The sequence below is a fragment of the Novosphingobium sp. BW1 genome, assembly GCF_008107685.1.
Lineage (GTDB): Bacteria > Pseudomonadota > Alphaproteobacteria > Sphingomonadales > Sphingomonadaceae > Novosphingobium.
On the sequence record NZ_VIRF01000048.1, the window covers coordinates 21,272 to 47,633 of the forward strand.

A 26,362-nucleotide genomic window follows, 5' to 3' on the forward strand; every position below is an offset into this window, starting at 1 on the left:
TTCCCTTGGGTTGTCCCTTGCAGGAGACCTTCATGTCTCCCGCGCCCCCGGACCATGGCCCCTTGCCATTGATGGCTCCGGGCCCTTGATGACGGGCTACGCGGCGATCCGGGTGTCTGCCGCGCGGCCCGGTGGCCTTGGATTACTGCCCGGTGGTATCCGAGCCCTGGCCCATCGTCTTCTTCATCTGCGCCAATTCGGCTTCGATCGAGTCGCCATCGGCGAGCGCCGCAATTTCATCGGCGAGCGTCGGCTGGCGGCTGTCGTCGCCGATGTTCATCGCCTCGGCGCGGCCTTCGGCGTAGTCGACCCGGCGTTCGAGCTGGTCGAAGCGGGCCAGTGCCTCGTCGACGCGCTCGCTGGCGAGCAGGGTGCGCAGCTTTACGCGGTTCTCCGCGCTCTTGAGGCGCGCGGCGATCGCGCTCTGGCGGCTGCGGGCTTCGCGCAGGCGGCTCTGCAGCTTCTCGATGTCCTGTTCGTAGGCGCTGAGCGAATCGTCGAGCACCGCGATTTCGGAACGCAGCTGCTCGGCCATGTCCGAAGCCTTCTTCTTTTCGAGCAGCGCGGCGCGGGCCAGGTCCTCGCGGTTCTTGCTCAGCGCCAGCTGCGCCTTGTCGGCCCAGTCGGCCTGGAGCGCGTCGAGCTTGTCGGCGTGGCGGCGCAATTCCTTCTGGTCCGCGATCGTGCGGGCCGAACTGGTGCGCACTTCCACGAGGGTCTCTTCCATTTCCAGGATAATCAGGCGGATCATCTTGGCCGGGTCTTCCGCCTTGTCGAGCATGTCGTTGAAATTGGCGGCGATGATGTCGCGGGTGCGCGAGAAGATACCCATGCTGGCTATTCCTTTGTTGTGGCTCGGGCGGCGGGGGGGGGTGGTGAACGAGGCGTGGCTGTCGTTTGCGGCGTGCCAGGTGCGACCGCCCTGGCGTTGTCCGCGATCCTCGCACGCATCGCTGGAGGCGTGAAGGATTTCGATTTCGGTGTCGAGGCGACTCATGCGAGGGGTACTCCGCAAATGGGGGCGGCGTAGGCCTTGGCCGGGCCAAGCTGGTCGGCCATCGCCATCAGGTTGAGCGCGCCCATTGCCAGCAGGCTGGCAATGATCGCCCAGTCGAGCTTGGTGCGGGCAAGGGTCGCACGCGGCTGGCGGGCGGCGAGGTCGGAACCGGTCTGGTCGGAGCTGGCGGTACGCAGCGGCATAGCGAAAAATCCCTGTTGCAGTGTGCCTTTCGGCGTGTTGCTCAAGACATTGCAGGAGGCGTGCCAAATGCGAAAAATGGCTGAATTGCAGGCTTTGCTAACTGTCTGGCTGATGAACCGCACTTTGCGGATTGCCAAATAGTAGTAAAATACGCCAAATATTAGCAATGGATCGTGATGTGCAATTCGTAGGCCAGTCGGTGGCCTTTCTCGATGCGGTGGAGCGCACCAGTCGCGCAGCGCCGATCACCCGTCCCGTGCTCGTCATTGGTGAGCGCGGTACGGGCAAGGAGCTGATCGCCCAGCGCCTGCACCGTCTTTCGCCGCGCTGGGGTGAGCCTCTGGTTACGCTCAACTGCGCGGCGCTGCCCGAAACCCTCATCGAGGCTGAGCTCTTCGGCCATGAGGCGGGCGCCTTCACCGGGGCAACGCGCGCGCGCGCGGGGCGCTTCGAAGAGGCGGACGGAGGTACGCTGTTCCTTGATGAGCTGGGCAATCTCTCGATGGCTGCGCAGGAGCGCCTCCTGCGCGCGATCGAATATGGCGAGGTTGCGCGTATCGGCGCTTCGCGTCCGATCACAGTCGATGTGCGCATCGTTGCGGCGACCAACGCGGACCTGCCGCGCATGGCGCGCGAGGGGGCGTTCCGTTCCGACCTGCTCGACCGGCTGAGTTTCGAGGTCATCACGCTCCCGCCCCTTCGCGCGCGCGAAGGTGATGTCTTCGAGCTGGCGGATTACTATGGGCGGCGCATGGCGGCCGAACTGGCCTGGGAGGGTTGGCCCGGCTTTGCCCGCCCGGCGCTGGACGAGCTGGAGGCCTACGCCTGGCCGGGCAACGTGCGCGAACTGCGCAATGTGATTGAGCGGGCGGTCTACCGCTGGGATATCCCGGAGGAGCCGATCGGGCAGGTCGTCTTCGACCCGTTTGGCAGTCCCTGGCGGGTGGAGGAGGCGTCCGAGCCAGGGCAGCTCGCGCCCGTATCGTCTGCGCAGGCGTCGGCTGCAACGCCAGGCGCGGTGGCCCGGAGCGCTGAGGAAAGGGAGGGTGCCTCCGTCCCGCTCCCCGACGACCTACGCGCCGCAGTCGATGCATTTGAGCGCGATCTGCTGCGCCGGGGACTCGAGGCGAATCGCTGGAACCAGCGGCGCACGGCCAAGGCGCTGGGGCTCAGTTACGACCAGCTTCGCCATGCGATGAGGCGTCATGCGCTTGCCCCGGATGCCTAGCGCGGGGTGGTTGTGGGCCGGGGTGGATCGGAACAGGGGGCGTATCTGCGCACTTTGTCGATAGGGATAGCCGTTTTGACGATGATCGTGCAGGGGCAGCTGTTCTTGTTGATGGGCCTGTTGCAAAATCGGACACAAGGGTAATTTCGGTCCCGTGGCGATTTTGCTACAGTCCATGCCCCAAAGATGAGCGATTGTAACGTGAGCCATGCCTGTTGAGATGGATGAACACCGCGCCCGGGCGCTGCTGGACGGCCTGACCGCCAAGCAGCGTGAGGTGCTCGATCTGCTGGTCCTGCACCGCACGACCAAGGAGATTGCGCGCGAGCTGGGCATCGCGCCCAACACGGTCGACCAGCGCATTGCCGGGGTGCGCGACAAGTGGGGGACCTCCAACCGCAAGGAAACCGCGCGTTTCTACGCGCGCCTGTGCGACCTATGTGGAAAACCCACATGTGATTTTTCGCGTGTCGACGAACCGGCGGCGGACGTCGAAAGTCTGCTACAGGACCTGCCGGATACGCCTCAGTTCGTTCTCTCCGATGCCCGCCCCGTGATGGGGTTTCCCGAGTGGTTGGAGGAAGAGCGCGAGCCTGTCGTGACCGCTCCGGTGGGCCTGGAGACCCTGGACCAGAAGTTCGGGCGTATTGGCCGCGTTGCCGCGATCCTCGTTCTTGCGATGGTCATGGCGATGACGCTGGCCACCTCGCTGGCAGTCGCCGACGCGTTGGAACGCCTTATCTGAAAGTTCGTGCCGGGGTCTTCGCCAGACCCTGGTCGACCTCCTTCAGGTCGGCCGCTCGCGCCGCGGCCCTGCCTTCTCATGTGGCCCCGGCATAGGACCGGAGACGACGATATGACCATGACCCCTGAAGTTGCCAGCCTGCGTATCGGCCGTTCGGTGACCTCGCTCGAGGATGCCATGGACGAACTGCTTGCCCGCTCGGGTGATCTCATGGCTGAAATGGCCCGCGCTCGCGTCGCCACGGCCGAAGTCGCGCACGCCGGCCAGCGCCCGATGATGCGCATCGCCGCCATGCAGAAGAACCTGATGGCCGCCCGCGGCGAACTGCTGCGCGCCCACGGCGACCTTTCGCAGCTTGCCGAAACCATGGGTATTCCGGTAGCCGGTTGCCCTGAAGAGGGGAGCCTTGCCAGCACCGCGGGCGAGGATCTGGAAGGCGATGTCACTGTGGAGCGCGCCGCCTGACACCCACGGGTGCGGCTGTAATGGGGGAACCTGCGATGCTCTCGGGCATCTTCCTGCCTGCTTTCTTCCTGCTTCTGGTCGTCAGTCCCGGACTGGCGGCCTGGAAGGGGGGCGAGCCGGAACGCTGGGGCGGTATGGTCATACTGGCCATGTGGGCGCTCCAGTCGGTCGGAGAATTCGTTCTTCCCAGCCAGTATTACGCGGTCGATCCCGTGGCCTTCCTGACCGACGTCGTCGGCATGCTGGGTTTTGGCATCATCGCGCTCAATGCAAGGAGGGTCTGGCCGTTATGGGCAGCCGCGTTGCAATTGCTGAGCCTGAGCGCGCACTTCGCCCGTTGGGCGGACCTCGACATTCCCGCGATTGTCTACGCGCTGATGCGCGATGGTCCGACCTTCGTGGTCATGATCGCGCTCCTGATCGGCACTTTGTGCCACATGCGCCGTGTCCGCCGCGAGGGGACCGACATCGCCTGGCAGAGCTGGCCGACCAGCTAGTCCGGGTGCGGGTGCTGAGCCGGGATTTCCCTCCGCTCCTCGCCGACCTGATGGGGCCGCTGGCGTGCGAGGTCCTGCTGATCGCCTATCTCGATATGCAGGGACATGCGCTCGGCCACATATTTCTGGGGGGTGAGGATGCGAATGCGGTGCATGGCCGCTACCGTCCGTTGATAGCGCCCGCTTTGCGACTGGGTGCTGCCGGTTTCCTGCTCGCCCACAACCACCCTTCGGGTGATCCGCGCCCGAGCGCCGCTGATATTCGTGCGACTCAGGGCCTGCAGGCGCTGGGCCGCGCACTCGAACTGGAATTTGCCGATCACCTTGTCGTGGGCGGCCGGCAGGTGACGAGCATGCGAGCCAGTGGCTTGCTGGGAGGACGTATCGCGCGCCGCCGCTGCGCGGCCTGATGAAAATTCGCGATCTTCGCGCAGGGACTGCACTTCAGACGCACAGCACCTGCGTGGAGCACATGGGGGAGTGATGACAGGCCCATTTGGATCGGCTTCTGCCGGTTCGGGTCCGTCTCGCTTCGTGGCGGCGGGAGGCCTTTCGGGGCATCTCGCCGCCCTTTTTGTCCAGCCCTTGGCGCACGTATGCCCGGTGCCCCGCGGTGCAGGCCCTGCCTTGGCCCGAACGTGACCCTTGCATCTTTGCGGGAAAGAGCCTATCTGCACGGTCATCCCGACATTGGTGAAACATGGATCGGGCTGGCGCCGGACAGGGGCCGGCGCGAAACCGCGTTTCCCGATGCGTTTTATTCCCGCGACTCGCCTCAGGGCGAATCGCTCTATTCTGTAGCTGGAGTTCTGCTTGACCGATCTTGCACGCCTTACCGAAGTCATCGAACCGGAGGTCACCGCCCTCGGCTTCGAGCTCGTGCGCGTGCGCCTGTTCGGCAAGAGCGAGGTCGGCGACGATGAGATCGCGCTGCAAATCATGGCCGAGCGCCCCGAGACCGGCCAGCTCGTGCTGGACGACTGCGTGGCGCTGTCGCACCGCATCTCGAACCGCATGGATGCGCTTGAAGAAGAGGGCGATGTGCTGATCGAGGAGGCCTACCGTCTCGAAGTCAGCTCGCCGGGTATTGACCGTCCGCTGACCCGCACCAAGGACTACGTCAAGTGGGCGGGCCATGAGGCGCGCATCAACCTGACGGCGCCGGTCGACGGCAACCGCAAGGCCCTGCATGGCGACCTCGTCGGCATCGAAGGTGAGGCGGGCGCTGAAACCGTGACCATCGAGGACAAGAAGTCGGGCCGGGTTTCCTTCCCGCTCGGTGACATCCATTCCGCCAGGCTTGTCCTTACCGACCGCCTGATCGCAGCCACCCGCCCGTTCGATACCGACGGTGCGGACGACATTCTTGAGGAACAGGAAGACTAAGCCATGGCCAGTGCGATTTCCGCCAACCGCGCCGAGCTGCTCGCGATCGCGAATGCCGTTGCCTCCGAGAAGATGATCGACAAGGCGATCGTCATCGAGGCAATGGAAGAAGCCATCCAGAAGTCGGCGCGCAACCGCTACGGCGCCGAGAATGACATCCGCGCGAAGCTCGATCCGCGCACCGGCGACCTGCGCCTGTGGCGCGTTGTCGAAGTGGTTGAGGAAGTCGACGACTACTTTAAGCAGGTCGACCTCAAGCAGGCCCAGAAGCTCGACAAGGAAGCCAAGCTCGGCGATTTCATCGTCGACCCGCTGCCGCCGGTCGATCTTGGCCGCATCGACGCGCAGTCGGCCAAGCAGGTCATCTTCCAGAAGGTGCGCGACGCCGAGCGAGATCGTCAGTACGAGGAATTCAAGGACCGCGCGGGCGAGATCATCACCGGTGTCATCAAGTCCGTCGAATTCGGCCACGTGATCGTGAACCTGGGGCGCGCCGAAGGCGTCATCCGTCGCGACCAGCAGATCCCGCGCGAAGCCGCCCGTGTCGGCGAGCGCGTGCGTGCCCTGGTCCTGCGCGTTGAGCGCCAGAACCGCGGTCCGCAGATCTTCCTCTCGCGGGCCCACCCCGACTTCATGAAGAAGCTCTTCGCGCAGGAAGTCCCCGAGATCTACGACGGCATCATCGAGATCAAGGCTGCTGCCCGTGACCCGGGTTCGCGCGCCAAGATCGGCGTGATCAGCCACGACCATTCGATCGACCCCGTCGGCGCCTGCGTCGGCATGAAGGGCAGCCGCGTGCAGGCGGTCGTCCAGGAAATGCAGGGCGAGAAGATCGACATCATTCCCTGGAGCGAGGACACCGCGACCTTTGTCGTCAACGCGCTCCAGCCCGCGACCGTCAGCCGCGTCGTCATCGATGAGGAAGAAAGCCGCATTGAGGTCGTCGTGCCCGATGATCAGCTTTCGCTCGCCATTGGCCGCCGCGGCCAGAACGTGCGCCTTGCCTCGCAGCTCACCGGCTCGCAGATCGACATCATGACCGAGGCCGAATCCTCGGAGAAGCGCCAGAAGGAATTCACCGAGCGCTCGACCATGTTCGAGAACGAACTTGATCTCGACGAGACGCTTTCGCAACTGCTGGTGGCCGAAGGCTTCACCGAGCTTGAGGAAGTCGCTTATATCGATATGAGCGAGCTGGCCTCGATCGAGGGCCTCGACGAGGAGCTCGCCGAGGAACTTCAAAACCGTGCCCACGAGGCGCTCGAGCGCCGCGAGGATGCCTACCGCGAGGAGCGCCGTGCGCTTGGCGTAGAGGACGGCCTGGCCGAACTCCCGCACCTCACCGAAGGCATGCTGGTCGTGCTCGGCAAGGCTGGCATCAAGACGCTCGACGATCTGGCGGACCTTGCCACCGACGAACTCATCGCCAAGAAGCGCACCGAGCAGCGTCGCCGCGACGGTTCGGTGAATCGCCGCGCCCGCGACGAGGACAAGGGCGGTGTGCTCGGCGAGTACGGCCTGACCGAAGAGCAGGGCAACGAGATCATCATGGCTGCGCGCGCGCACTGGTTCGAGGACGAGGAGCCGGTGGAAGCCGACGCTGAGATCGAAGCCGAAGCGGACACGGCCGACACGGCCGCTGCGCCCGAAACCGAGGAGGCCGCCGATGCGGAATCCTCGCAATGAGCGCGTAAGCTCCGACATCGATAGCACCGGGACGGAGAGGACCTGCATCCTCTCCGGCCGGAAAGGTGCGCGCGAAGACTTCATCCGTCTGGCGATCTCGCCGGACGGTCTGGTCCTTCCCGATATCCACGCGCGTGCCCCCGGGCGCGGGGCTTGGATCGGCGTTTCGCGCGAGACCCTTGAAAATGCACTCGCGAAGGGCAAACTAAAGGGAGCGATGGCGCGTGCCTACAAGGGCGCGCCCTTGTCGATCCCCGAGGACCTTGGCGCGCGCATCGCACAGGGGCTTGAAAAAGCCCTGACCGAACGCCTGGGACTGGAATTGAAGTCCGGGCGCCTCCTTATGGGATCGGACCGGATCGCGCAGAACGCGCGGGAAGGAAAGGTGGCGTGGCTTGCCCATGCCGCCGACGCCCGCGAAGATGGATCGCGCAAACTGGACCAAGCCTGGCGCGTCGGCCGCGATGCCGAGGGCTCGGGTCTGAAAGGCGCGCGCTTGCCACTGGACCGGACCACACTGTCTGTGGCATTGGGCCGCGACAATGTCGTGCACCTGGCGCTGAATGATCACGGTGCGGCCCGAAGGGTCGATACGCTGTTGACGCGCCTCCTGCAATTCCAGGGGCAGGACCCACCCGATGAGGGGCCTGATGACGGGCCCGAAGACGGGGCGCCGACACCAGACGTTGGCGCAGAAATAGATGGCAAGGGGCAGGCCCAAGACGCTGTGCCCACGACGACACCCGACACGGGTCGGGCACACGCAGATTGAGATTTGAAGGGCAAAACGAGAATTATGAGCGAGACCGATAACAAACCGACCCTGGGCCGCAAGCCGCTTGGGCTGAAGCGTTCCGTGGAAGCCGGTGAGGTCAAGCAGACCTTCAGCCACGGCCGCACCAACAAGGTCGTGGTGGAAGTCAAGCGTCGCAAGGTGATTGGCAAGCCGGGCGCGGACACCGCGAGCGAAAGCAAGGCGGCTGAGATCAAGGCTCCCGAGCCCAAGGCCGAGGCGCCTGCACCGACCCCGATTCCGGCACCCACTCCGGCCCCGGAGGCTAAGGCCGAAGCTCCGGCACCCGCGCCCGAGCCCACTCCCAAGGCGGAAGCGGCTCCGGTTCCTGAGGCGAAGGCTGCTCCGGCACCCGAGGCAAAGGCGGCCCCGGCCCCCAAGCCCGCTCCGGCACCTACCGCGAAGGCAGCGCCTGCGCCCAAGGCCGCGCCGGCACCCCGCCCGCGCAAGCCTGCCCAGCCGCGCAAGGGTCCTCCCGGTGAAACTCCGCAGGAGCGCGTCAAGCGTCTCCAGCGGGAGGCCGAGGAAGACCGTCTGCGCATGGCGGAGGAAAACCGTCGTCGCGAGGAAGAAGCCAAGCTTCAGGCGATCGAGGAAGAGAAGCGCCGCGCCGAAGACAACCGCCGCGCCGAGGAAGAAGCTGCGGTGAAGGCCGCCGCCGACGCCAAGGCCAAGGCTGAAGCCGAAGCGCAGGCCAAGGCCGAAGCCGAAGCGGCTGCCAAGGCCGCGCCCGCACAGGACAGCAAGCCCGCCGCCGCAACGCCGGCATCGGGCAACGGCGCCGCCGCGCCGGGTCCGCGCCGCTTCACCCCGGTCAAGCGCCCCGAACCCGCGCGCAAGCCCGAAGGGGGCGCCGCTGCCGGTGGTGCCAAGCCCGCCGCCGCCAAGAAGGGCAGCGCTCCCGCGCGCGGTGCGGAACGCAAGAACGACCGTCGCCAGTCGGGCAAGCTCACCGTCAACCGTGCGCTGAATGACGATGAAGGTGCACGTGCCCGTTCGCTCGCCGCGCTCAAGCGTGCGCGCGAGAAGGAGCGCCGTGCGCAGTTCTCGGGCCGTTCGCAGCCGCGTGAGAAGCAGGTGCGCGATGTCATCGTGCCCGAAGCGATCACCGTTCAGGAACTCGCCAACCGCATGGCTGAGAAGGGCGCCGACCTTGTGAAGGCGCTGTTCAACATGGGAATGATGGTCACTGTCAACCAGACGATCGACCAGGATACCGCTGAGCTGCTGGTCGAGGAATTCGGTCACAACATCGAGCGCGTTTCCTCGAGCGACGTGGACATCAATGTCGACAGCGATGTCGATGCACCCGAGACGCTGAAGCCGCGTGCGCCGGTCGTGACCATCATGGGCCATGTCGACCACGGCAAGACCTCGCTGCTCGATGCCCTTCGCGGTACCGACGTGGTGCGCGGCGAAGCTGGCGGCATCACGCAGCACATGGGTGCCTACCAGATCAAGACCAAGGGCGGGGACAAGATCACCTTCCTCGACACCCCGGGTCACGCGGCTTTTACCCAGATGCGTATGCGCGGTGCCAACGTCACCGACATCGTCATCCTGGTTGTGGCGGCGGATGACGGCATCATGCCGCAGACGATCGAGGCCATTAATCACACCAAGGCCGCGGGCGTTCCCATGATCGTCGCGATCAACAAGTGCGACAAGGAAGAGGCGAATGCCCAGAAGGTGCGCGAGCGTCTGCTCGAGCACGAGGTTATCGTCGAGGCCATGTCGGGCGATGTGCAGGACGTCGAAGTTTCGGCCAAGACCGGCAAGGGCCTCGATGAACTGATTGAGAAGCTGCTGCTCCAGGCCGAGTTCATGGAACTCAAGGCCAACCCGGACCGTAACGCGGTGGGCACCGTGATCGAAGCCAAGCTCGACAAGGGCAAGGGTCCGGTCGCCACTGTTCTCGTCAATCGCGGTACGCTCAAGCGCGGCGACATCTTCGTCGTTGGTACCGAGAGCGGTCGAGTGCGTGCCATGAACGACGACAAGGGTAAGCAGGTCAAGGAAGCCGGTCCCTCGATGCCGATCGAGGTGCTGGGTCTTGGCGGCGTTCCGATGGCTGGCGACGTGCTGACCGTGGTCGAGAGTGAACAGCGTGCCCGCGAGGTCTCCTCGTGGCGCCAGGAGCAGGCAACTGCCAAGCGCACCGCCACGGCGCCGGCCTCGCTCGACACGATGTTCTCCGCGCTCAAGGCCAAGCAGGACGTCATCGAGTACCCTGTCGTCATCAAGGCCGACGTGCAGGGCTCGGTGGAAGCGATCGCAGCCGCGCTCCACAATCTCTCGAACGACGAGATCAAGGTGCGCATCCTGCACTCGGGCGTGGGCGCCATCACCGAGACCGACGTCTCGCTGGCCTCCGCTTCGGGCGCGCCGATCATCGGCTTCAACGTCCGCCCGAACGCCAAGGCGCGCGAGCAGATCGAGAAGAGCAAGACCGCGATGATGTACTACGACGTCATCTACGAGCTCACCGAAGAAGTCGCCAAGCAGATGGCCGGCATCTGGGGCCCCGAGAAGATCGAAACCGTCGTCGGCCGCGCCGAGGTCAAGCAGGTCTTCCCGGCCGGCAAAAAGGACAAGGCAGCCGGTCTCCTCGTCGTCGAGGGCGCGATCCGCAAGGGTCTCCACGCCCGTCTTACCCGCAACGACGTCATCGTTTCGGCAACGACCATCGCCTCGCTGCGTCGCTTCAAGGACGACGTGGACGAAGTGCGCACCGGCCTCGAGTGCGGTGTGGTTCTGGCCGACACGAACGACATTCGTGCGGGCGACCAGCTTGAAGTCTTCGAGGTCAGCCATCGCGAGCGTACGCTGGGCTGATAAGCTCCGTGCGTCTCGTGCAAGTGACACAGACAGCTGCGGCCCGCGTCGGACACCATGTCCGGCGCGGGCCGTCGCCGTTTGGGGCGAGGTAAAAGGGGGATTGGGGGAAAACTGGCCGGTGGCTTTGCCGATGCGGCTGTATCCCAGGTACTGGAACAGCTAGGCTGCGGGTGTTTTTCTGCGCTCGCTTGTCTGCGCGGCGTGGCCTTGTTCGGAGTTCTCTACTGATGCCCCGCTACTGCGCCTTCTTCAGTTCGCTCAACGTGGGCGGCAACCGCCTGACGATGGAGGAACTGCGCCACGCGCTGCGCCGCGAGGAGATCGGCAATGTCGAGACCGTGATCGCCAGCGGCAACGTCCTGTTCGATTACGAGGACCGCCCGACCGAGGGACTGGAGGAGCTCTTCGCGTTCATCATGGCGGAGCGCTTCGACATCGACAGCTTCGTCGCGATCCGTACCAAGGACGAGGTGCGCGCGGCGTTGGAGGCCAACCCCTTCGTGGGCTTTGGCGAGGACGCACAGGTCCATACCCATTTCCTGCAGTCACAGCCCCCTCAGGAGAACTTCGAGGCGCTCCTGGCCGCCTATAAGGGGCGGGGCGAGGAAAAGCTGGCTCTGGGCACGCGCTGTCTCTTCGTCGATTACGTCCACGGCGTGGGTCAGAGCCGTCTGACGCCAGCCTTTATCGAGCGGCGCCTAGGGTGCCCGACAACCGCGCGCAATGCCCGTTCGCTGGGACGCATCCTCGCCAAGATGTAGGCCGGCAGGCCGGATCAGCGGGGCAGGGTGGTATGTGCCGGACCCCTTTTCGCACATGCGGAACGAGTTACGGATCGCCGGGTTGTCCCTGCAAAGGAGATTTCCCGATGATGGCATTTATTACCCTGCTCGCGACCGTTCTTCTGCCGCCGGTGGGCGTGGCTCTGAAGCACGGTGTGGGCAAGACCTTCCTCATCAACCTGATCCTTACCGTGATCCTGTTCCTGCCCGGGCTGATGCACGGTATCTACGTCAACTACATGCGTTGAGGGGAATGGCGGCGGTGGGCCCGCCGCCATCCGTTCCGGCCTTTCAGGCGAAAGGCCTGCCTTAGCGGTAGAGGCCGCCGTAGACCCGGAATACCTTGTGGCTGCTGGTGCCGATCAGCAGGACATCGTTGCCCGCGCGGACATAGCGGTACCCGCGTTTTGGGGCGGGAAGCTTGCGAAAGCGCCTGTAATCGACACTCTGGTAGTTGCGCGCCCGCGCCTGTTCGAACCGGTCGCCCTTGCGAAAGGTCGTATAGCTCTTGGCGGGCGCATTCTTTGCACCGGCCTTCTTCATGTACTTGGCCTTGCCCGGCATCTCGACGGACCGGGTGCTCTCATGCCCGGGCGCAGCTATGGCCGGGGCGGTGGCGAGAGGGAATGACAGTGCGACGCCGAGGAGGGTTGCGACAAGTTTGTTCATTTTATTGGTCCTTCATGTGAATGCCTATACCTCCTTAACCCCGCTAGGATCCGAATGTGGCGTAATCAATTGTTGCAAATTGTCGTGTTCGGCCCACATGGAGGACAACCATGGCTCGACAGCAAATCACACCCGAACAGCACTCGGTCCGCCTGCTCAAGGTGGGCGAGCAGGTGCGCCACGTCATTTCCGAGATCCTCACCCGCCAGCAGGTGCACGATGCCACGCTGAGTGGACATTCGGTATCGGTCACCGAGGTGCGCATGACCCCCGACCTCAGGCAGGCGACCGTCTATGTGAAGCCCCTGCTCGGCGAGGACGAGGAGGCGGTGCTCAAGGCGCTGCGCACGAACACGGCCTATTTCCAGAAGGAGGTGGCTCAGCGGCTCAAGCTTAGGTTTGCGGCCAAGATCCGCTTTCGGGCCGACGAGACTTTTGAAGAGGCGAGCCGGATTGATGCGCTTCTGAACGACCCGCGCGTCCAGCGCGACCTCGACGACGAGGAAAAGGACGGTGACGAAGACTGATCGCGCGATCGCCTTGCACTACCGAAAAGAGGCCCGGACGCTGTGTCCGGGCCTCTTTTCGTGTGCGGGGCTGGAATGCCTGGCCTGATCAGCTGGGCACAAAGAGCGCGCGGGCGCGCTCCCAATTGCCCTGCGCGGCGTCCTCGGGCGCGATGCGGATCTGGAAGCGGGCTTCCTCGGGCCAGCACCATTCAATCATGTCGTCCCAGGCGAGGTCGGCGAGCACGATCTCGTCGCTGTCGTCGGCGGGGACAAACAGGCGGTGGGTGCCTTCGGCGGGGAGGCGGTACTCTGTGTTGAGGCGCGAGAGCATGGTTTCGGGAATCGCCGCGACCGCTTCGGGCGGCCCGGAAATTGCCGCGCGCAGCGAGACGGTCGCCATTTCCCCGAGCGAGCCGGGAATGGTCTGGCCGATCAGTTCGCCATAGCGCTCGTGCGCTTCGGGCAGGAGGTCGCGCACAATCTCGAGCTCCTGTTCGCTCAACACACTCCAGAGCGCGCGGCCCTCAGTGAAGCTTTCGAGCGCGGCCAGCATGTCGGGTAGCGAGCCGCGTTGCTCCTCGATCCGGGCGAGGTCGGCTTCCAGGCCTTCGATGTCCTCGCGCGCGTCTTCCAGCTCGTAAGGGTCGGTGTCGGGATGGTTCTCGATCCGCTTTAGTTCTTCGCGGGCCTGGAGCAGGTTCGCGCGGTGCGCCGCGATCGGCGCGTCGGCCTGTTCAAGACCCTCGCGCAGGCGGTCGGCGAAGTGCTGGACCGAATGCCACCACAGGGTCTCGACCGGCTCGCCCACGCCCACCGCGTAGAACGGGTGGTCACGTTCGAACGCGGTCCCGATGGCGTTTCCGGCGTGGACCTCGATGGGCCAGTAGGGAAAGAGCCAGCGGGTAAGGCGCGAGGTGCGCTGCGGGAAGGGCATGGCCGCACCTTCCTCGAAGGCGGGCGGCAGGTCCTGCGGGGGATCGGTGAAGTCGGCGGTGACGTCGGCGGCAAGGGGTACGACGCCGCCATCGCCGAGGAACACCGCCAGCGAGCCCGTGCTGGGCAGCGAGCCTTCCGGGCTGCACGCGGCGATGTCGGCCAGGTCGATCTGGGCGAGGAAGGGCAGGGCGATGCCGGAAAGGTCGCGCGGCCAAGGCGTATCGCCAAGGCGCGGGAGGCCGCCGAACCAGCTGCTGTCGCCGAACCAGTCGCGGCCTGGCTCACGCGCCTTGCGCACCAGAGTGAGCGGGCTGGCGGTGAAGGGAGCGAGCGTGGGCTCTGCCAGTACAGGCTTGGCGGGTACCGGCGCGGGCTGTGCCTCGTGCGCGGTTCCGGCGGCGGGCTCTGGCCGGGGAGCGGGCGCGGGCGCTTCGACAGGCTCGTCATCGTCCTGTTCGTCCTCGATCAGGTCCTGCGCGCCGGGGGCCTGGGGGTAATGGTCGAGATCGAGGTCGTCGGACGGGCTGAAGAAGGGCTCGCCCTCTTCCTCGTAGTGCGTGCGCGTGGGGATCAGCGCCAGGACGAGCGAGAGCGCGAGTCCGATCCCGATCGCGATGAGGGCGCCGGTGCTGCGCCCGACTGCGGCCTCGATGCCGTCGACCAGGCCGTCGAGCCCTGTGAGGAAGCTGTTGAGCGGGCCATCTGCCGTGGGCGAGGCGACCGGGGCCATCGCGATGTAGATCGCGACCGCTATCGCCAGTCCCATCAGGACGAAGGCGGCGATCATTCGTTTCATGGCGTGCTCCACTGCCGTGCTGTGCTCTGTCGACGGCCGCGCAGGCCGACTTGCGGACGCGCGCGCCCGGTGCAACTTGGCGTTAAGCCTTCCTGCCGGGGAGAACGCAGGGCAAGCCCGTAGACAGCGGCGCGGGCCCTGTTATCCCCAGCAGCGATGGCCAAGCTCTACTTTTACTACGCCAGCATGAACGCTGGGAAGTCAGCGAACCTGCTCCAGGCGAACTTCAATTACAACGAACGCGGAATGCGCACGATGCTGTGGACCGCCGAGCTCGACAACCGCTCGGGTAAGTTCGACGATGCCTACGCGATCGAGAGCCGGATTGGCCTTCATGCCAGCGCGCACCGCTTTGCGCCCGAGACCGATCTCTACGCGCGGGTGAGCGCCGCCCATGCGGCCGAACCGCTCTCCTGCGTCCTCATCGACGAGGCGCAGTTCCTGACGGTGGAGCAGGTCTGGCAATGCGCGCACCTGGCCGACAAGGCTAATATCCCGGTGCTGTGCTACGGCCTGCGCACCGACTTCCAGGGCGCGCTCTTTGCGGGCTCGGCGGTGCTTCTGGGTATCGCGGACACGCTGGTGGAGCTCAAGGGGGTGTGTCATTGCGGGCGCAAGGCCTCGATGAACCTGCGGGTCGATGCCACCGGTGGCGCGGTGAGCGAAGGCGCGCAGACCGAGATCGGCGGCAACGAGCGCTACGTGGCCTTGTGCCGCAAGCATTTCAGCGAGGCGCTGGGTCATTGATTACGCGCGCTTTCGGGTGGGCGTTCAGCCCCCCGCCATGGGGGGCGGGCTAAGGATGGGAACATGCAACTTACAGCTTTGCAGATGGCGGCGATACCTCTGCCACTGATCCTTGCCATCGTCTTTCACGAAGTTTCGCACGGCGCGGTGGCACGCCTGCTCGGTGATCCGACGGCGCACGCGGCCGGGCGCCTGACGCTGAACCCGCTACGCCATGTCGATCCAGTGGGGACCCTGCTGGTGCCCGGTTTCCTGGCGCTGGTCCACGCGCCGGTATTCGGGTGGGCACGGCCTGTCCCTGTGAACAAGCGCCGCCTGAATCATCCGCGCCGCGACATGATGCTGGTGGCCGCGGCAGGCCCGGGGAGCAACCTGGTGCTGGCCGCGATCTCGGCAGTGCTGTTTGGTCTTCTGGCCCGTTTCCTGCCCGAAGAGGGTGGCGGCGTGAGCGAGTTCGCCGCGTTCAGCCTGACGCTGTTCATCCAGTTCAACGTCTTCCTCGCGCTCTTCAATCTGCTGCCGGTGCCGCCCTTCGATGGCTCGCACATCGTCGAGGGCCTGCTGCCCCCGCCCGCCGCGCGCGTCTATGCCCGGGCGCGGCCCTTCGGACTGGGGCTCATGTTCCTGCTCCTGCTAGGCGTACCCTATATCTTTCCTGACTGGAACATTATCGAGCGCGTGGTCGTCCCGCCGTTCCTGTGGGTGATGGAGCAGTTCTTCACGCTCGCGCAGGTGGTGGCGGGCCTGACCGGTTAGGCGGCGGTCCCCGCTGCAGGGTCAGGCGCAATGACGCGAAAGCCATTCCATTCGTCCTGTCCTGCGGCAATCACCCGGTTGCGCCCGGCAAGCTTGGCACGGAACAGCGCTTCGTCGGCCGCGCGCAATGCGCTCTTGCGGTTGGGGTACGCATGGACATCGGCGACCCCGGCGGAAAAGCTGATGCGTCCGAAGGGGGTGTTGGTGGCTCGGTTGACGAGGCGGCGTGTGGCTATCGTCTCGCGTGCCTCATCGAGGATCGTGCAGGCCGCCGCAAGGTTCAATCCACGCAGGAGCACCACGAATTCCTCGCCCCCATGCCGTGCGACATGGCACTTGTCGTTGGACAGTTGGGCCAGCGCCTGGGCGACGGTGCACAGCACGCGGTCCCCGGCCTCGTGGCCGTGGGTATCGTTGACGCGCTTGAAGCGGTCGATGTCACAGAAGGCAACGCACAGCGGTTCGTTCTTGTCCCTGGCCTGAGTCAGTTCGTCCTCGAATACGGCCTCGAAGGCGCGGCGGTTGGGAAGGCCGGTGAGGTGGTCAATCTCGGCGTCGCGGCGGGCATCTTCGAGGCTGCGCTGGAGGGCTTCTGTCTCGCGCTCGGAGCGGGTGATCTCGCGCTCCATGTCGCGCGTGCGGCGCAGCATCTCGCGCGCAACGCTGGTGAGCGCCTCGATGGCGCTGCTGGCCTCCTGGCAGGGCATGATGCCACCAAGGGCATCGACCTGTTCGGCCAGGGTCTCGTTATAGCTGGTGGTGGCCGAACGCGCGGCGGTGGCGGTACATCCGAACTGGGCAATGGCGCCCTCAAGCTTGCGGACCAGGGCGTGGATCTGGCGTGCGCCGCTGTCCTCTTCGTCGCAGCGCACGGCCTCCTCGAGCCATTCGACGGTGAGCGGCGCGCCGCTCGTCACGTGTTCTCCTACCAGGCGCACCAGCGCGGGGTTGGCGCCGGTCACGACATCATGCGCGATGGTGAGCGTGTGGGGGCTGACCGGCAATCGGTGCCCTATAAGGAAGCGGGTGATGTCCTCCAGCACATGGCGCCGGCGCTTGTCGGCAGGACTTTCCGCAGGTCCCTGCGGTGTGTCCATGGTCTGCTCGGGTGGGGGAGGAGGCTCGTCTTCGCGCGCGGTGCCGAGGCCCAGCCAGCGGGCCCAGCCGGGGCTTCGGGAGGTGCCGGGATCGTGCGCGTTCATGGGCGAGGCTGACCGATAGCTGTGTTGCTCCAGTCCATTGGCGGGCCTTTGTGGGATCGCCTCCGGGGAGAGGGCAGACTAGCCGGGCACGGTTTCGCCTCGGTTGCGCGCGGGCGCAGGGATTTCCCCTGCGTCGGCGCCGTAGTTTCCCACGCGGGTTCAGGTCAGCTGGTCGGAGTGGACGGTTCCGCTTCGGCGGCGGGAGACGCGGACGTTTCGGCAGCCGCTTTGGGCGGGGCGGAGGTACGCCGGGCGCTCAGGATAGGCACCTCGTTCTCCAGGATGTCGCCCTTCATGACGCCTTCGCCCTTGGTGGCCGAACGCGGCTGCGACCAGATCGCTTTGACCACATCCATACCCGCAGCAACGTGGCCGAACGCGGCGAAGCCTGCGCCTGGGTCCTCGCCGGTGTTCCCCTTCTCGGCGTCGAGGGCAGGCATGTCCGAGAGCATGATCATGAAGTCGGCCGTGGCCGTGCCGGGCGCGAAGCGCGCCATCGAAATTGTCCCGGCGGTATGCTTGATGCCGGTTTCGTTGGTGCTCTCGTGCGCGACGGGGTCCAGCAGCTTGGCGGCGTTGCGCACGCCGCCCTGGAGCAGGCCCTGGTCCTTGCCCTCATCGTAAGGCAGGTGCATGGCGCGGTAAAACAGCGCGCCATCGAGGTTCTTCGCATCGACGTACTTGAGAAAATTGGCCGAGGTTTTGGGGGCATGAGTGGTGTCGAGCGCGAGCGTGATCGTACCCAGGGCGGTCTTGAGCGCGACGTAGGCGTATTCGACCGGTGCGGGTGCGGGCTCGGCCGGGGCTCGCGCCACAGGCGGCGTCGCGCTGGGCGCAGGAGCGGTTTCCTGGGCGGCAAGGCCCGCAGGCGCGAGAGCCAATGCGGCGGCAAGGCTGGCGCAGAAGGTCAGGCGGCCCATGGTCGAACTCCCTGTGACAGTGATCTCGCTGGCTGGGTTTCGGGCCCGGCCCGATGCTCGGGAGCAGCGGGGCCGGATCCGGAGTTTTTTCAAAAGTGGCGGGCGCGTGCCTCAGCGCACGCGCGGACCGCCGAAGGGCAGCGGCGGCGGAGGACGGCGCGAACCGCGCGGCAGCTGCGCTTGGTAGGCCCGCCCGCAATGCTCAACGCAATACGGGAAGCCTGGATTGACCTTGTCACCGCAAAAGTGGAAGTCCGCCTCGCCCGGGTGCCCCATCGGCCAGCGGCAGATGCGGTCGTTGAGGTCGAGTAGGCTGGTCTTGTCCGCGATCTCGGGGCTCGGCTTGGCGGGCACGAGGCGACGCGGCGGTGCCGGCGGGATGGGCGGCTGCTGGTCGCCAGGGCCCTGGCGGAGGAAGCCGCCGGGGCCGACCGAGACGATTCGCGGTTTGCCTGAAGCGGGCGTGTCGGACGCCTTCTCGGGTTCCGGCTCGGATGCGGGGGCAGGGGCCTGCGTCCGAGCTGTGGCAGGCGCGCGCGGCGGAGCTGTGGGCGCGGGACGCGCTTCGCTGGGCGCGGCCGGGGCCGCTGGCGCAGGCGGTGCCTCGCTCGCCGGTTTTGTCTTCTTGGGCGCGGGCGCGCGTGCAGGCTTCTCGTTGGCCTTCACCGGGGAAGGACGCGCCTTCAGGCCCAGGCGGTGGGCCTTGCCGATGACCGCATTGCGGCTGACGCCCCCGAGTTCTTCCGCGATCTGACTGGCGGTGGCCCCGCCTTCCCACATCTTGGTCAGCTTCTCGATGCGCTCGTCCGTCCAGCTCATTCCTGTTCCGTTCCTCACAGGGCAACCGCGCGCGGGTTGTCCGAAATTCAAAAGGTGGCGCTTGCCATGCCAAACGACAGCCGATAGTCGCCGGGGCATGGACGATCAAACGAATTCGACCGAACTCCACAGTGCCGAGAGGCCCGTTGAGCCCCGCCATTTCCCGGCCAAGGGCGAGCCCATCATCCACACGGTGAACTGGGTCGGGCTCGGAACCCTCTATATGAAGGAGGTGCGCCGTTTCTTCAAGGTCCAGACGCAGACGATCTGGGCGCCTGCGGTGACCACGCTCCTGTTCCTGGTGATCTTCTCGCTGGCGATGGGCCGCGGCGACCGCATGGTGCTGGGCGTGAACTTCGCGACCTTCGTGGCGCCGGGCCTGATCGTGATGGGCATGATGCAGAACTCGTTCGCCAATTCCAGCTTCTCGTTCCTAGCGGGCAAGATCCAGGGCACGATCATCGATTACCTCATGCCGCCCCTGAGCGAAGCCGAGCTGATGGCCGCGATGGTGGGCGCTGCGGTCACCCGTGCGGTGATGGTGGGTCTGGCGCTGTCGATCGCGATGCTGCTCTGGCCCGGTGTCGACCTCTCGATGGCGCACCCCTGGGCGGTCGTGTGGTTCGGCCTCATCGGGGCCGTGTTCCTGGCGCTGCTGGGCCTCCTGTCCTCGATCTGGGCGGAAAAGTTCGATCATAACGCGGCGGTGACAAACTTTGTCATTGCCCCTCTCTCGCTGCTTTCGGGTACGTTCTACGTCATCGACAACCTGGCGCCTGCCTTCCAGGTCATCAGCCGCATCAATCCTTTCTTCTACGTGATCTCGGGCTTCCGCTTCGGGTTCCTGGGCGAAAGCGACATTGGCGATACCAACATGGACGTGCTGCACAGCGCGCTGGGCATGACGTTTGTCGATGCCGTTCTGGCCGTTGTGGTCTATTTGATCCTGCGCTCGGGCTGGAAGCTCAAGGGATAGTTTAGTTCATGCCGAATCTGCCACACGCGAGGATTTGTTGGGGAAGGCAGAAGTTGGCTTGCGATATTAACCAAGTTGCATCCCTTGCGGGGGCAGACTGGTGCCCGTGAAGGAACGGCGTGCCCATCCCTCAGGGGCAGGCTCGGGCCGAAGCGGTTCGGTCTTTGCCTTGTCGCTGGCTCTTGCCATCATGGTTCTGGGCACGCTGCTGGTTGCGCTGCTCCAATGGTCGGGCGGCCAGGTCGACCGGATCGCGCGCGAGCGGGATCAGGCGACCGCGAAGACCGTGGTCGCGCAAAGTGTCGAGCAGATGAGCCATGGGCTCGAGGTCGGCGCGTCCTCCCGCGCGCTGCTGGGCCAGTTGTCCAGAGGCGAACCGGACCTCGAATGGCTCGACGTTTTCGCGGAGCGCTGGTTCACCGATTACGCGGGACTCGCCGAGACCTATCTCCTGTCCCCTGAAGGCGCGCCGCTCTATGCGATTCGGGGCAACACGCGGGTCGCTGCGCGTAGCTATATCGGGATCGAGCAATACGCCGCCCCGCTGGCAGAGCAGATGCGCGCGGCCACTATCCGCAACCGCACTCAGAACGATGGTTCGAGCACGCGCACGCCGGTGGTGGCGGATCTGCGTTTCCTGCGCGGCCGCCCCGCCATCCTCTCGGTAAAGCCGGTTCTGGCGGGCCGGGCGTCCGATGGCGAACGCGTGGGCGCGGTTCCGATGGTAGTGGGGGTCGCCTATCTCGACGGCCCCTTTTTCGAGCGTCTGGCAGAGCACTTCGGGCTGACCGATATGCGCTACCAGTCCGGTCCCCGGACCGGACCGCGCGAGGCTTCCGCGCCGCTGCGCGATCGGTCCAGGCAGGTCATGGGCTATCTCGTCTGGCGGGCCTTCGCGCCGGGCCAGCAGGTTGTTTCCGCGCTCGGCCCCGTTTCGATGCTGTTGGTGGTGCTTGTCGCCTCGGTGGTTTTTATCCTTGCGAATCGCCTGACCCGGCGGACCCGCGACCTGGCAGTCAGCCGCAGCGAAGCGAACTACCAGGCTCTCCACGATCCGCTGACGGGACTGGCTAACCGCATGATGTTCGAGGCCTGGCTCGATGAGACGCTGGAGCGCTGCGAGCAGGGGCCGGACGGGACGGGGCACTTGGCGCTGCTGTGCATCGACCTCGATCGCTTCAAGCTGATCAACGACACGCTGGGCCATCCGGCGGGTGACGAACTGATCCGGCAGGTCGCCGCGCGCCTGCGCGCCGAGGTGCGCGACTACGACATGGTCGCGCGCATGGCGGGGGACGAGTTCGCCATTGCCATCTGCGACCCCGAGGACCGCGGGGCCGTCGCGGGGATTTGCACGCGCATTGTCGAGCAACTGGCCCGGCCCTTCGACCTGTCCGGTGCACGCGCCTATATCGGCGGCAGCATTGGTGTCGCCCTCGCCCCCGATGACAGCCGCGAGCGGACTGAGCTGACCCGCCGGGTCGACATCGCACTCACCACGGCCAAGGCCGAGGGGCGCGGGCGGTACCTGTTCTTCACTCCGGCGATGGATGCGGACATCCGTGCGCGCGAAGAGTTGATGCAGGCGCTGCGCTATGCCGTTCACGAAGACCCGGCGCAGTTGCACGTCCATTACCAGCCCATGTACTGCGCGCGAACCGGCGCAATTCTGGCGGTTGAGGCCTTGTTGCGCTGGGAGCATCCCGAGCGCGGTTTAATTGGCCCGGGGACCTTCATCCCGCAGGCCGAGGAATCGGGGCTGATCGAGGCGCTGGGCAACTTCGTCCTACGTCGTGCGCTCGAGGACGCGCGAGCCTGGCCCGACGTGCGCGTCAGCGTCAACATCTCACCCTCGCAGATGCGGTGTGTCGATTTCGTGGCCCGTGTCTGGGACCTGCTCGAGGAGACCGGGGTCTCCCCACAGCGTCTGGAACTGGAGATGACCGAGACCGCGCTGATGGCGTCCTCACGCGATGTGCGCCGCACGATCGCGGCCCTGCGCGAGCTGGAGGTGGCCTGTGCCCTCGACGATTTCGGAACGGGCTATTCCTCGCTCAGCCACATCCGTGACATGGCGGTCGACCGCATCAAGGTCGACAAGTCCTTTGTCGCAGCCATCTCAACCCCGCAGGGGGCAGGGTTGGTGGAGGCCATCGTCAGCGTGGCGCGGGTGCACGGCATGGCCGTTACCGCAGAAGGCGTGGAAACCCCGATGCAGCTGGCGTTCCTGCGCGATTTGGGATGTCATGAGCTGCAGGGCTTCCTGCTTTCACATCCGATCTGTAGGGCAAGCCTGTCCGTCCTCCTGGTGGAAAACCGGGCCGGAGAGGGCCAGGCGCTGCAATGGGCCGGAAGTGACGGCTGGGCTATCTGAGGGCGGGGCGAGGGGGCCGTGATGCGCCGCGCTTAAAGCATTTTCGAGGCAGATGGGATCATCTTCTGGCTCAGAAAATGCGTCAAGCCAATGATGTAGAGCAATTGAGCCGATGCAATCGGATCGGAAACCGCTCTAATGCGCGAGGCTGCGGCGAAGCTGGTAGCGGCCGTTGCGGTAGTCTTCGAAGATCTGCGCGAGCGAGGGGTGGTCGACAGGACCGCCTTCGTCGTCGGCCATCAGGTTCTGCTGGCTGACGTAGGCAACATAGCTCGAATCGTCGGCCTCGGCCAGGAGGTGGTAGAAGGGCTGCTCGCGGCGGGGACGGATTTCGACCGGGATCGACTCGTACCATTCCTCGCTGTTGGCGAAGACAGGGTCGATGTCGAAGACGACGCCGCGGAAGTCGTGATCGCGGTGGCGCACGATGTCGCCGATGGCAAAACGGGCACGCATCTGGCGCGGCGCATCGATCACGCGTCCGGCCTGAGGCGAGAAAAAGGACGCTCTGTTCATGTGTGCAATATAGGCCCCACGAGGGGGGCGGACAAGCAAGCTGAAAAAATGTTTCCCCGTTTGTCGTTTAGGGGCTTGGCAAGCTCCCAAAGTTGGATTAGTGGCGCGCTTCTTACTGACCTCGCAGGCATATCCTGCAGATGGCACTTCGAGCGGAGAGGTGGCAGAGAGGTCGAATGCGCCGCACTCGAAATGCGGTGTACGGGCAACCGTACCGTGGGTTCGAATCCCACCCTCTCCGCCACTTACTCTTCCAGACACATCCAGAGCGATCCATAGAAAGCCAAGGAATTCCAAGGCTTACCAAGTGATTCGCGTCCTGCCGCATCCAGCCCGATCCATCGGTGTCCGATTGGTCATGTGGGATAAAATGTGGGAAGGTTTTGGTCATGGGAAAGCTGTCCGCAACGAGTGTGAAGGCTGCCACGCGGCCCGGTCGAATGGGCGACGGCGAAGGGTTGTACCTCGTGGTGCATCCCACCGGCTCCAAGAACTGGATATGCCGGGTCCAGAAGTACGGGATGCGACGAGACTTCGGTCTCGGCAGTGCTGCGAAAGTTTCGCTCGCCACCGCCAGGGACAAGGCGAGGGAAATCCGCAGTTGGGTAGAGATGGGGCTCGACCCCATCTTCGAGCGGCGCAAGGCCCAGGGCATTCCAACGTTCCGCGAGGCAGCAGCCAAGGTCATTGCCGCCCACAGCAAGACTTGGCGCAATGCGAAGCATGCCGGGCAATGGTCGAGCACGCTCGAGGCCTATGTCTTCCCTCATATCGGCGACCGCCAGGTGAGCGAGATCACGGGCCCGATGATCCGAAACCTTCTTTCTGAAATCTGGCTCTCGAAACCCGAGACGGCGCGGCGGGTTCGCCAGCGGATCGGGGCGGTTCTCGATTGGGCCTACGCCTCGGGCTATCGCGAAACTGAGGCGCCTATGCGCGCGATCACGAAGGGGCTTCCCCGCCAGCCCAAGAAGGACGGGCATTTCGCTGCCATGCCTTACGATAAAGTGCCGACTTTCCTGCGGCGTCTGCGTGAGCGCGAATCGTTCAGCCGCCTTGCGCTCCAGTTTGCGATCCTGACGGCCGGACGTTCTGGAGAGGTGCGCGAGGCGACTTGGGATGAGATCGATCTCGAAGCCAAGCTCTGGACCATCCCCAAGGATCGGATGAAGGCCCAGCGCGAGCATGTGGTACCGTTGGGCGAGGGCGCCTTGAAAATTCTGCGGCGATGCGAGGAATTGCGGCTGGGGGCGGCTACCTTGGTATTTCCCGGGGCCCGGCCGAAGTCCCCGCTGTCCGACATGACCCTTACTAAACTGCTTCGCGAGATGCGTGAGCCCTACACCGCGCACGGCTTTCGCTCCTCATTCCGCGACTGGGTCAGCGAGGAAACCCAGCATCCTGGCGATGTCGCGGAGGCAGCGCTTGCTCACGTCGTGAAGAGCAAGACCGAGGCGGCCTATCGCCGAGGCAATCTGCTGGAAAAGCGCCGGGCGATGATGGGCGACTGGGATGCTTTTTGCGGAGGATCGAACCCTAAGGCAGATGGGAAAGGTGTTTCAGAAAGCTCGCAATGATCCTCGGCTCTGGGCTTCCTAATGCCGTCATATGTGATGGTTTATTCTATTTAACTCATCAAATATGAATTACAGGTTCAGTGCTAGTTCCATCTCGTCGTGAACGAACGCTGGCTCATATGATCTTGCCAGAGGTCCGGACACGCCGACCTCTCGAAGCGCGTTGCGCCATGAGCAGGACACTGTCTGTGCCAGCCCCTGAATGGTGTCGCGGGCTTCCTGCTCCCCGATTTCGAAGAACTCGCAGGCTTCCAGCGCAAGCGCCATTGAGCGATCATGCGCGCCGCCTTCCAGGATTGCCGTTTCCAGGTGCGGGTTGCGGTCGGGTGCAGGATTGACGTCGAACACCGGCGACAAGCGCCATTGCCCGCCGCCGACATACAGGAAGCCGTGGTTCTTCAGGTGGTCGTCCTTGTTGGACACAAGGATCGTGAACGTGAGGCGCCGGTAGAGTTCGCGAAAATCTTCTTTGGGCTGGGCCGAGTATTGCCGGATGGAATCGACGATCTCGGTATAGGAGCCCAGTTCCGTGCCGCTTTTGCCGAGCGCCGTGCGGGCTGAAATATAGGGAATTCGGTTCACGCCTCTGCGGTCGAACCGCTGGATCAGGGCGACAGGAAACGGCGTATCAGCCAACTCGAGACGCGTCGCGGGCGTACGGATGCCGCAGGCAGCAGCAAGGCGTAGCGTTGCCACTTCTACCCGTTCGATCGGTTGCTGGTCGTGAACCGAAGTGAATTTTGCCAGCCACAGGTCGTCGCCATCCCTGACGTTGGCTTTGGGGCGGGCTCCGCCCGAGCCACCCGCGCCTGCGAGTGCTTGCATCGCTTCGGCGGATACTTCCTTGCCCTGTTCGTAGGTGCGCGCGATCGCCGTGATTGCTTCCAGATCGACGAGGCGAGGGACAGAATCCTCTGCGTTGCCGCGGATGACCTGACCAGCTTCATCGAGAAAACGCATGGCTCCCTGACGGCAGGTGTCATCAGACAGCGTAAGATACTCGAACTCACTGAGGCCATTGCCGTAAGCACGTTCAAGCAACCGTCGTCCCCAGCTATCGGGCGCAGCGTCGGCAAACACGCCTGCCAATGCGTCGCGCGTGTTGGCGGACTGCCCTGATCGGTGAAAAGGCCCGGCCTCTAGGGTGAAATCCGGCTCGATGGCAAAGGCGCGCGGATTTTCGATCCATGCCGGGTCATAGCTGAACGTCGAGAATTGGCGCGGGCCGGCATGGGTGAAGCGGAGTTGCCCGACCGGAATCAGGCTTTCCCCGAGCGCGACACGGGCACTGAAGTCGGTCATCAGAAGGCCGCCCCATCAGGGTCGATGATATCCTGTTGGCCTTCGCCTTTCCTGGATTGTGCCTTTTGCGATTTCAGACGGGCGGCGAAAGTGCGTCCTCGGCGTGGACCGTGCTCGATCGCCAATGCCAGCCCGAGGTCATCCTTGCGCACGTCTATCAGGTCGGTAAGCCGCTCGATCAGCCCAAGCGCGACCAGAACCTCGGCGAGCGTGCCTATCGCGACGCCGCTATCACCTTTCTCAAGCCTGCTGATGGAACTGGGCGATGTACCTGCTCGTACCGCCAGATCGGCCACGGCAACCCCGCGCCGCAACCGGGCGGCGCGAATATCATTGCCGAGGCGTTCCAAGGCTTGCTTTGCTTTTGGGGATCCCATCGCATGCATCCAAATATGACGACAAAAATCAGTTATAACGTCATATATGATGCATTAAGTAACCGCGCAAGGGAGGTGCGGCCTCGCTTGGCGATGCGCCATCGCACCGCTCCAAAGGGATTTGCGAAAACAGATCACTGAACCGCGCCGGGATTGCCGGAGGCCATTCGTCTTAAATTATGCAGCCAATGGAACGTCGTCCAGCATGGCGTAGTAGCGCTGCTCGGCTTCGACCGGAGGAATGTTTCCGATCGGCTCTAGCAGG

General features: G+C 64.9%; 27 protein-coding genes and 1 tRNA gene. 18 read left to right on the forward strand and 10 right to left on the reverse strand.

Features of this window, described 5'->3' with window-relative positions:
• Window positions 1-142 precede the first annotated feature (142 nt).
• Together pspA and FMM79_RS04250 are read right to left on the reverse strand one after the other, a co-directional pair.
• Complete coding sequence (pspA, locus tag FMM79_RS04245) at window positions 143-997, reverse strand: phage shock protein PspA (protein WP_148626311.1); 855 nt, start codon at window positions 995-997, stop codon at window positions 143-145.
• Window positions 994-1,200: a hypothetical protein gene (locus FMM79_RS04250; RefSeq protein WP_039390526.1), complete on the reverse strand. Its 207-nt coding sequence runs from the start codon at window positions 1,198-1,200 to the stop codon at window positions 994-996. The genes pspA and FMM79_RS04250 overlap by 4 nt, the downstream gene beginning before the upstream one ends.
• Before the next feature lie 167 nt (window positions 1,201-1,367).
• Here FMM79_RS04250 and pspF point away from each other — a divergent pair, with 167 nt between their 5' ends.
• The 11 genes from pspF to FMM79_RS04300 all read left to right on the forward strand — a co-directional run bounded on the left by pspF (window position 1,368) and on the right by FMM79_RS04300 (window position 11,869).
• The gene (gene pspF / locus FMM79_RS04255; RefSeq protein ID WP_148626312.1) at window positions 1,368-2,429 is read left to right on the forward strand and encodes a phage shock protein operon transcriptional activator; all 1,062 of its coding nucleotides are present in this window, start codon (window positions 1,368-1,370) and stop codon (window positions 2,427-2,429) included.
• A 208-nt stretch (window positions 2,430-2,637) separates the two neighbouring features.
• Window positions 2,638-3,174, forward strand: a complete 537-nt coding sequence (locus tag FMM79_RS04260) for a sigma factor-like helix-turn-helix DNA-binding protein (protein WP_240338970.1) — start codon at window positions 2,638-2,640, stop codon at window positions 3,172-3,174.
• 111 nt (window positions 3,175-3,285) lie between these two features.
• Window positions 3,286-3,639, forward strand: coding sequence for a hypothetical protein (locus tag FMM79_RS04265; protein WP_205466472.1), 354 nt, complete (start codon window positions 3,286-3,288; stop codon window positions 3,637-3,639).
• Between the two features lie 20 nt (window positions 3,640-3,659).
• Window positions 3,660-4,136, forward strand: a complete 477-nt coding sequence (locus FMM79_RS21375; RefSeq protein WP_162528440.1) for a hypothetical protein — start codon at window positions 3,660-3,662, stop codon at window positions 4,134-4,136.
• Window positions 4,137-4,147: 11 nt separating this feature from the next.
• Window positions 4,148-4,546, forward strand: a complete 399-nt coding sequence (locus FMM79_RS21380) for a JAB domain-containing protein (protein WP_162528441.1) — start codon at window positions 4,148-4,150, stop codon at window positions 4,544-4,546.
• Window positions 4,547-4,949: 403 nt separating this feature from the next.
• Window positions 4,950-5,522: a ribosome maturation protein RimP gene (gene rimP / locus FMM79_RS04275; protein WP_148626314.1), complete on the forward strand. Its 573-nt coding sequence runs from the start codon at window positions 4,950-4,952 to the stop codon at window positions 5,520-5,522.
• 3 nt (window positions 5,523-5,525) lie between these two features.
• A complete protein-coding gene (gene nusA / locus FMM79_RS04280) occupies window positions 5,526-7,208 on the forward strand; it encodes a transcription termination factor NusA (RefSeq protein ID WP_148626315.1) in 1,683 nt (560 codons plus the stop codon).
• On the forward strand, window positions 7,189-7,980 hold the full coding sequence (locus tag FMM79_RS04285) for a DUF448 domain-containing protein (RefSeq protein WP_148626316.1): 792 nt from the start codon (window positions 7,189-7,191) through the stop codon (window positions 7,978-7,980). Before nusA ends, FMM79_RS04285 begins: the two co-directional genes overlap by 20 nt.
• Before the next feature lie 24 nt (window positions 7,981-8,004).
• Window positions 8,005-10,836: a translation initiation factor IF-2 gene (gene infB / locus FMM79_RS04290; RefSeq protein ID WP_148626317.1), complete on the forward strand. Its 2,832-nt coding sequence runs from the start codon at window positions 8,005-8,007 to the stop codon at window positions 10,834-10,836.
• 230 nt (window positions 10,837-11,066) lie between these two features.
• Window positions 11,067-11,600, forward strand: coding sequence for a DUF1697 domain-containing protein (locus FMM79_RS04295; RefSeq protein ID WP_148626318.1), 534 nt, complete (start codon window positions 11,067-11,069; stop codon window positions 11,598-11,600).
• Window positions 11,601-11,707: 107 nt separating this feature from the next.
• Window positions 11,708-11,869, forward strand: a complete 162-nt coding sequence (locus FMM79_RS04300) for a YqaE/Pmp3 family membrane protein (protein ID WP_240338971.1) — start codon at window positions 11,708-11,710, stop codon at window positions 11,867-11,869.
• Between the two features lie 61 nt (window positions 11,870-11,930).
• Here FMM79_RS04300 and FMM79_RS04305 read toward each other — a convergent pair whose 3' ends face one another.
• Window positions 11,931-12,290, reverse strand: a complete 360-nt coding sequence (locus FMM79_RS04305) for an RcnB family protein (RefSeq protein WP_148626319.1) — start codon at window positions 12,288-12,290, stop codon at window positions 11,931-11,933.
• Window positions 12,291-12,400: 110 nt separating this feature from the next.
• Between FMM79_RS04305 and rbfA the strand changes: the two genes are divergently transcribed.
• Complete coding sequence (rbfA, locus tag FMM79_RS04310; protein ID WP_148626320.1) at window positions 12,401-12,817, forward strand: 30S ribosome-binding factor RbfA; 417 nt, start codon at window positions 12,401-12,403, stop codon at window positions 12,815-12,817.
• 88 nt (window positions 12,818-12,905) lie between these two features.
• Here rbfA and FMM79_RS04315 read toward each other — a convergent pair whose 3' ends face one another.
• The gene (locus FMM79_RS04315; protein ID WP_148626321.1) at window positions 12,906-14,531 is read right to left on the reverse strand and encodes a DUF1963 domain-containing protein; all 1,626 of its coding nucleotides are present in this window, start codon (window positions 14,529-14,531) and stop codon (window positions 12,906-12,908) included.
• A 156-nt stretch (window positions 14,532-14,687) separates the two neighbouring features.
• Between FMM79_RS04315 and FMM79_RS04320 the strand changes: the two genes are divergently transcribed.
• Together FMM79_RS04320 and FMM79_RS04325 are read left to right on the forward strand one after the other, a co-directional pair.
• Window positions 14,688-15,278, forward strand: a complete 591-nt coding sequence (locus FMM79_RS04320) for a thymidine kinase (protein WP_148626322.1) — start codon at window positions 14,688-14,690, stop codon at window positions 15,276-15,278.
• A gap of 63 nt (window positions 15,279-15,341) precedes the next feature.
• On the forward strand, window positions 15,342-16,034 hold the full coding sequence (locus FMM79_RS04325; RefSeq protein ID WP_148626323.1) for a site-2 protease family protein: 693 nt from the start codon (window positions 15,342-15,344) through the stop codon (window positions 16,032-16,034).
• Here the strand turns inward: FMM79_RS04325 and FMM79_RS04330 are convergent.
• The 3 genes from FMM79_RS04330 to FMM79_RS04340 all read right to left on the reverse strand — a co-directional run bounded on the left by FMM79_RS04330 (window position 16,031) and on the right by FMM79_RS04340 (window position 18,975).
• Window positions 16,031-17,236, reverse strand: coding sequence for a diguanylate cyclase (locus tag FMM79_RS04330; protein WP_148626324.1), 1,206 nt, complete (start codon window positions 17,234-17,236; stop codon window positions 16,031-16,033). The genes FMM79_RS04325 and FMM79_RS04330 overlap by 4 nt on opposite strands.
• 164 nt (window positions 17,237-17,400) lie before the next feature.
• Entirely contained in the window at window positions 17,401-18,156 is a 756-nt protein-coding gene (locus FMM79_RS04335; protein WP_148626325.1) for a peptidylprolyl isomerase, read from the reverse strand.
• Window positions 18,157-18,267: 111 nt separating this feature from the next.
• Window positions 18,268-18,975 carry a GcrA family cell cycle regulator gene (locus FMM79_RS04340; protein ID WP_148626326.1) on the reverse strand — a complete coding sequence of 236 codons (708 nt, stop codon included), beginning with the start codon at window positions 18,973-18,975 and terminating at the stop codon, window positions 18,268-18,270.
• Between the two features lie 97 nt (window positions 18,976-19,072).
• On the opposite strand from FMM79_RS04340, the gene FMM79_RS04345 reads away from it, so the two are divergent.
• Window positions 19,073-19,951: an ABC transporter permease gene (locus FMM79_RS04345; RefSeq protein WP_148626327.1), complete on the forward strand. Its 879-nt coding sequence runs from the start codon at window positions 19,073-19,075 to the stop codon at window positions 19,949-19,951.
• A 106-nt stretch (window positions 19,952-20,057) separates the two neighbouring features.
• Window positions 20,058-22,325 carry a bifunctional diguanylate cyclase/phosphodiesterase gene (locus FMM79_RS04350; protein WP_240338972.1) on the forward strand — a complete coding sequence of 756 codons (2,268 nt, stop codon included), beginning with the start codon at window positions 20,058-20,060 and terminating at the stop codon, window positions 22,323-22,325.
• 135 nt (window positions 22,326-22,460) lie between these two features.
• On the opposite strand, the gene hspQ is transcribed toward FMM79_RS04350, so the two are convergent.
• A complete protein-coding gene (hspQ, locus tag FMM79_RS04355) occupies window positions 22,461-22,841 on the reverse strand; it encodes a heat shock protein HspQ (RefSeq protein WP_148626328.1) in 381 nt (126 codons plus the stop codon).
• 154 nt (window positions 22,842-22,995) lie between these two features.
• Here hspQ and FMM79_RS04360 point away from each other — a divergent pair.
• Window positions 22,996-23,085 (forward strand) — tRNA-Ser (locus tag FMM79_RS04360).
• Between the two features lie 145 nt (window positions 23,086-23,230).
• Entirely contained in the window at window positions 23,231-24,418 is a 1,188-nt protein-coding gene (locus FMM79_RS04365) for an integrase arm-type DNA-binding domain-containing protein (protein ID WP_148626337.1), read from the forward strand.
• A gap of 69 nt (window positions 24,419-24,487) precedes the next feature.
• On the opposite strand, the gene FMM79_RS04370 is transcribed toward FMM79_RS04365, so the two are convergent.
• Complete coding sequence (locus FMM79_RS04370) at window positions 24,488-25,720, reverse strand: type II toxin-antitoxin system HipA family toxin (protein ID WP_148626329.1); 1,233 nt, start codon at window positions 25,718-25,720, stop codon at window positions 24,488-24,490.
• On the reverse strand, window positions 25,720-26,070 hold the full coding sequence (locus FMM79_RS04375) for a helix-turn-helix domain-containing protein (RefSeq protein ID WP_205466474.1): 351 nt from the start codon (window positions 26,068-26,070) through the stop codon (window positions 25,720-25,722). The genes FMM79_RS04370 and FMM79_RS04375 overlap by 1 nt, the downstream gene beginning before the upstream one ends.
• Window positions 26,071-26,362 lie beyond the last annotated feature (292 nt).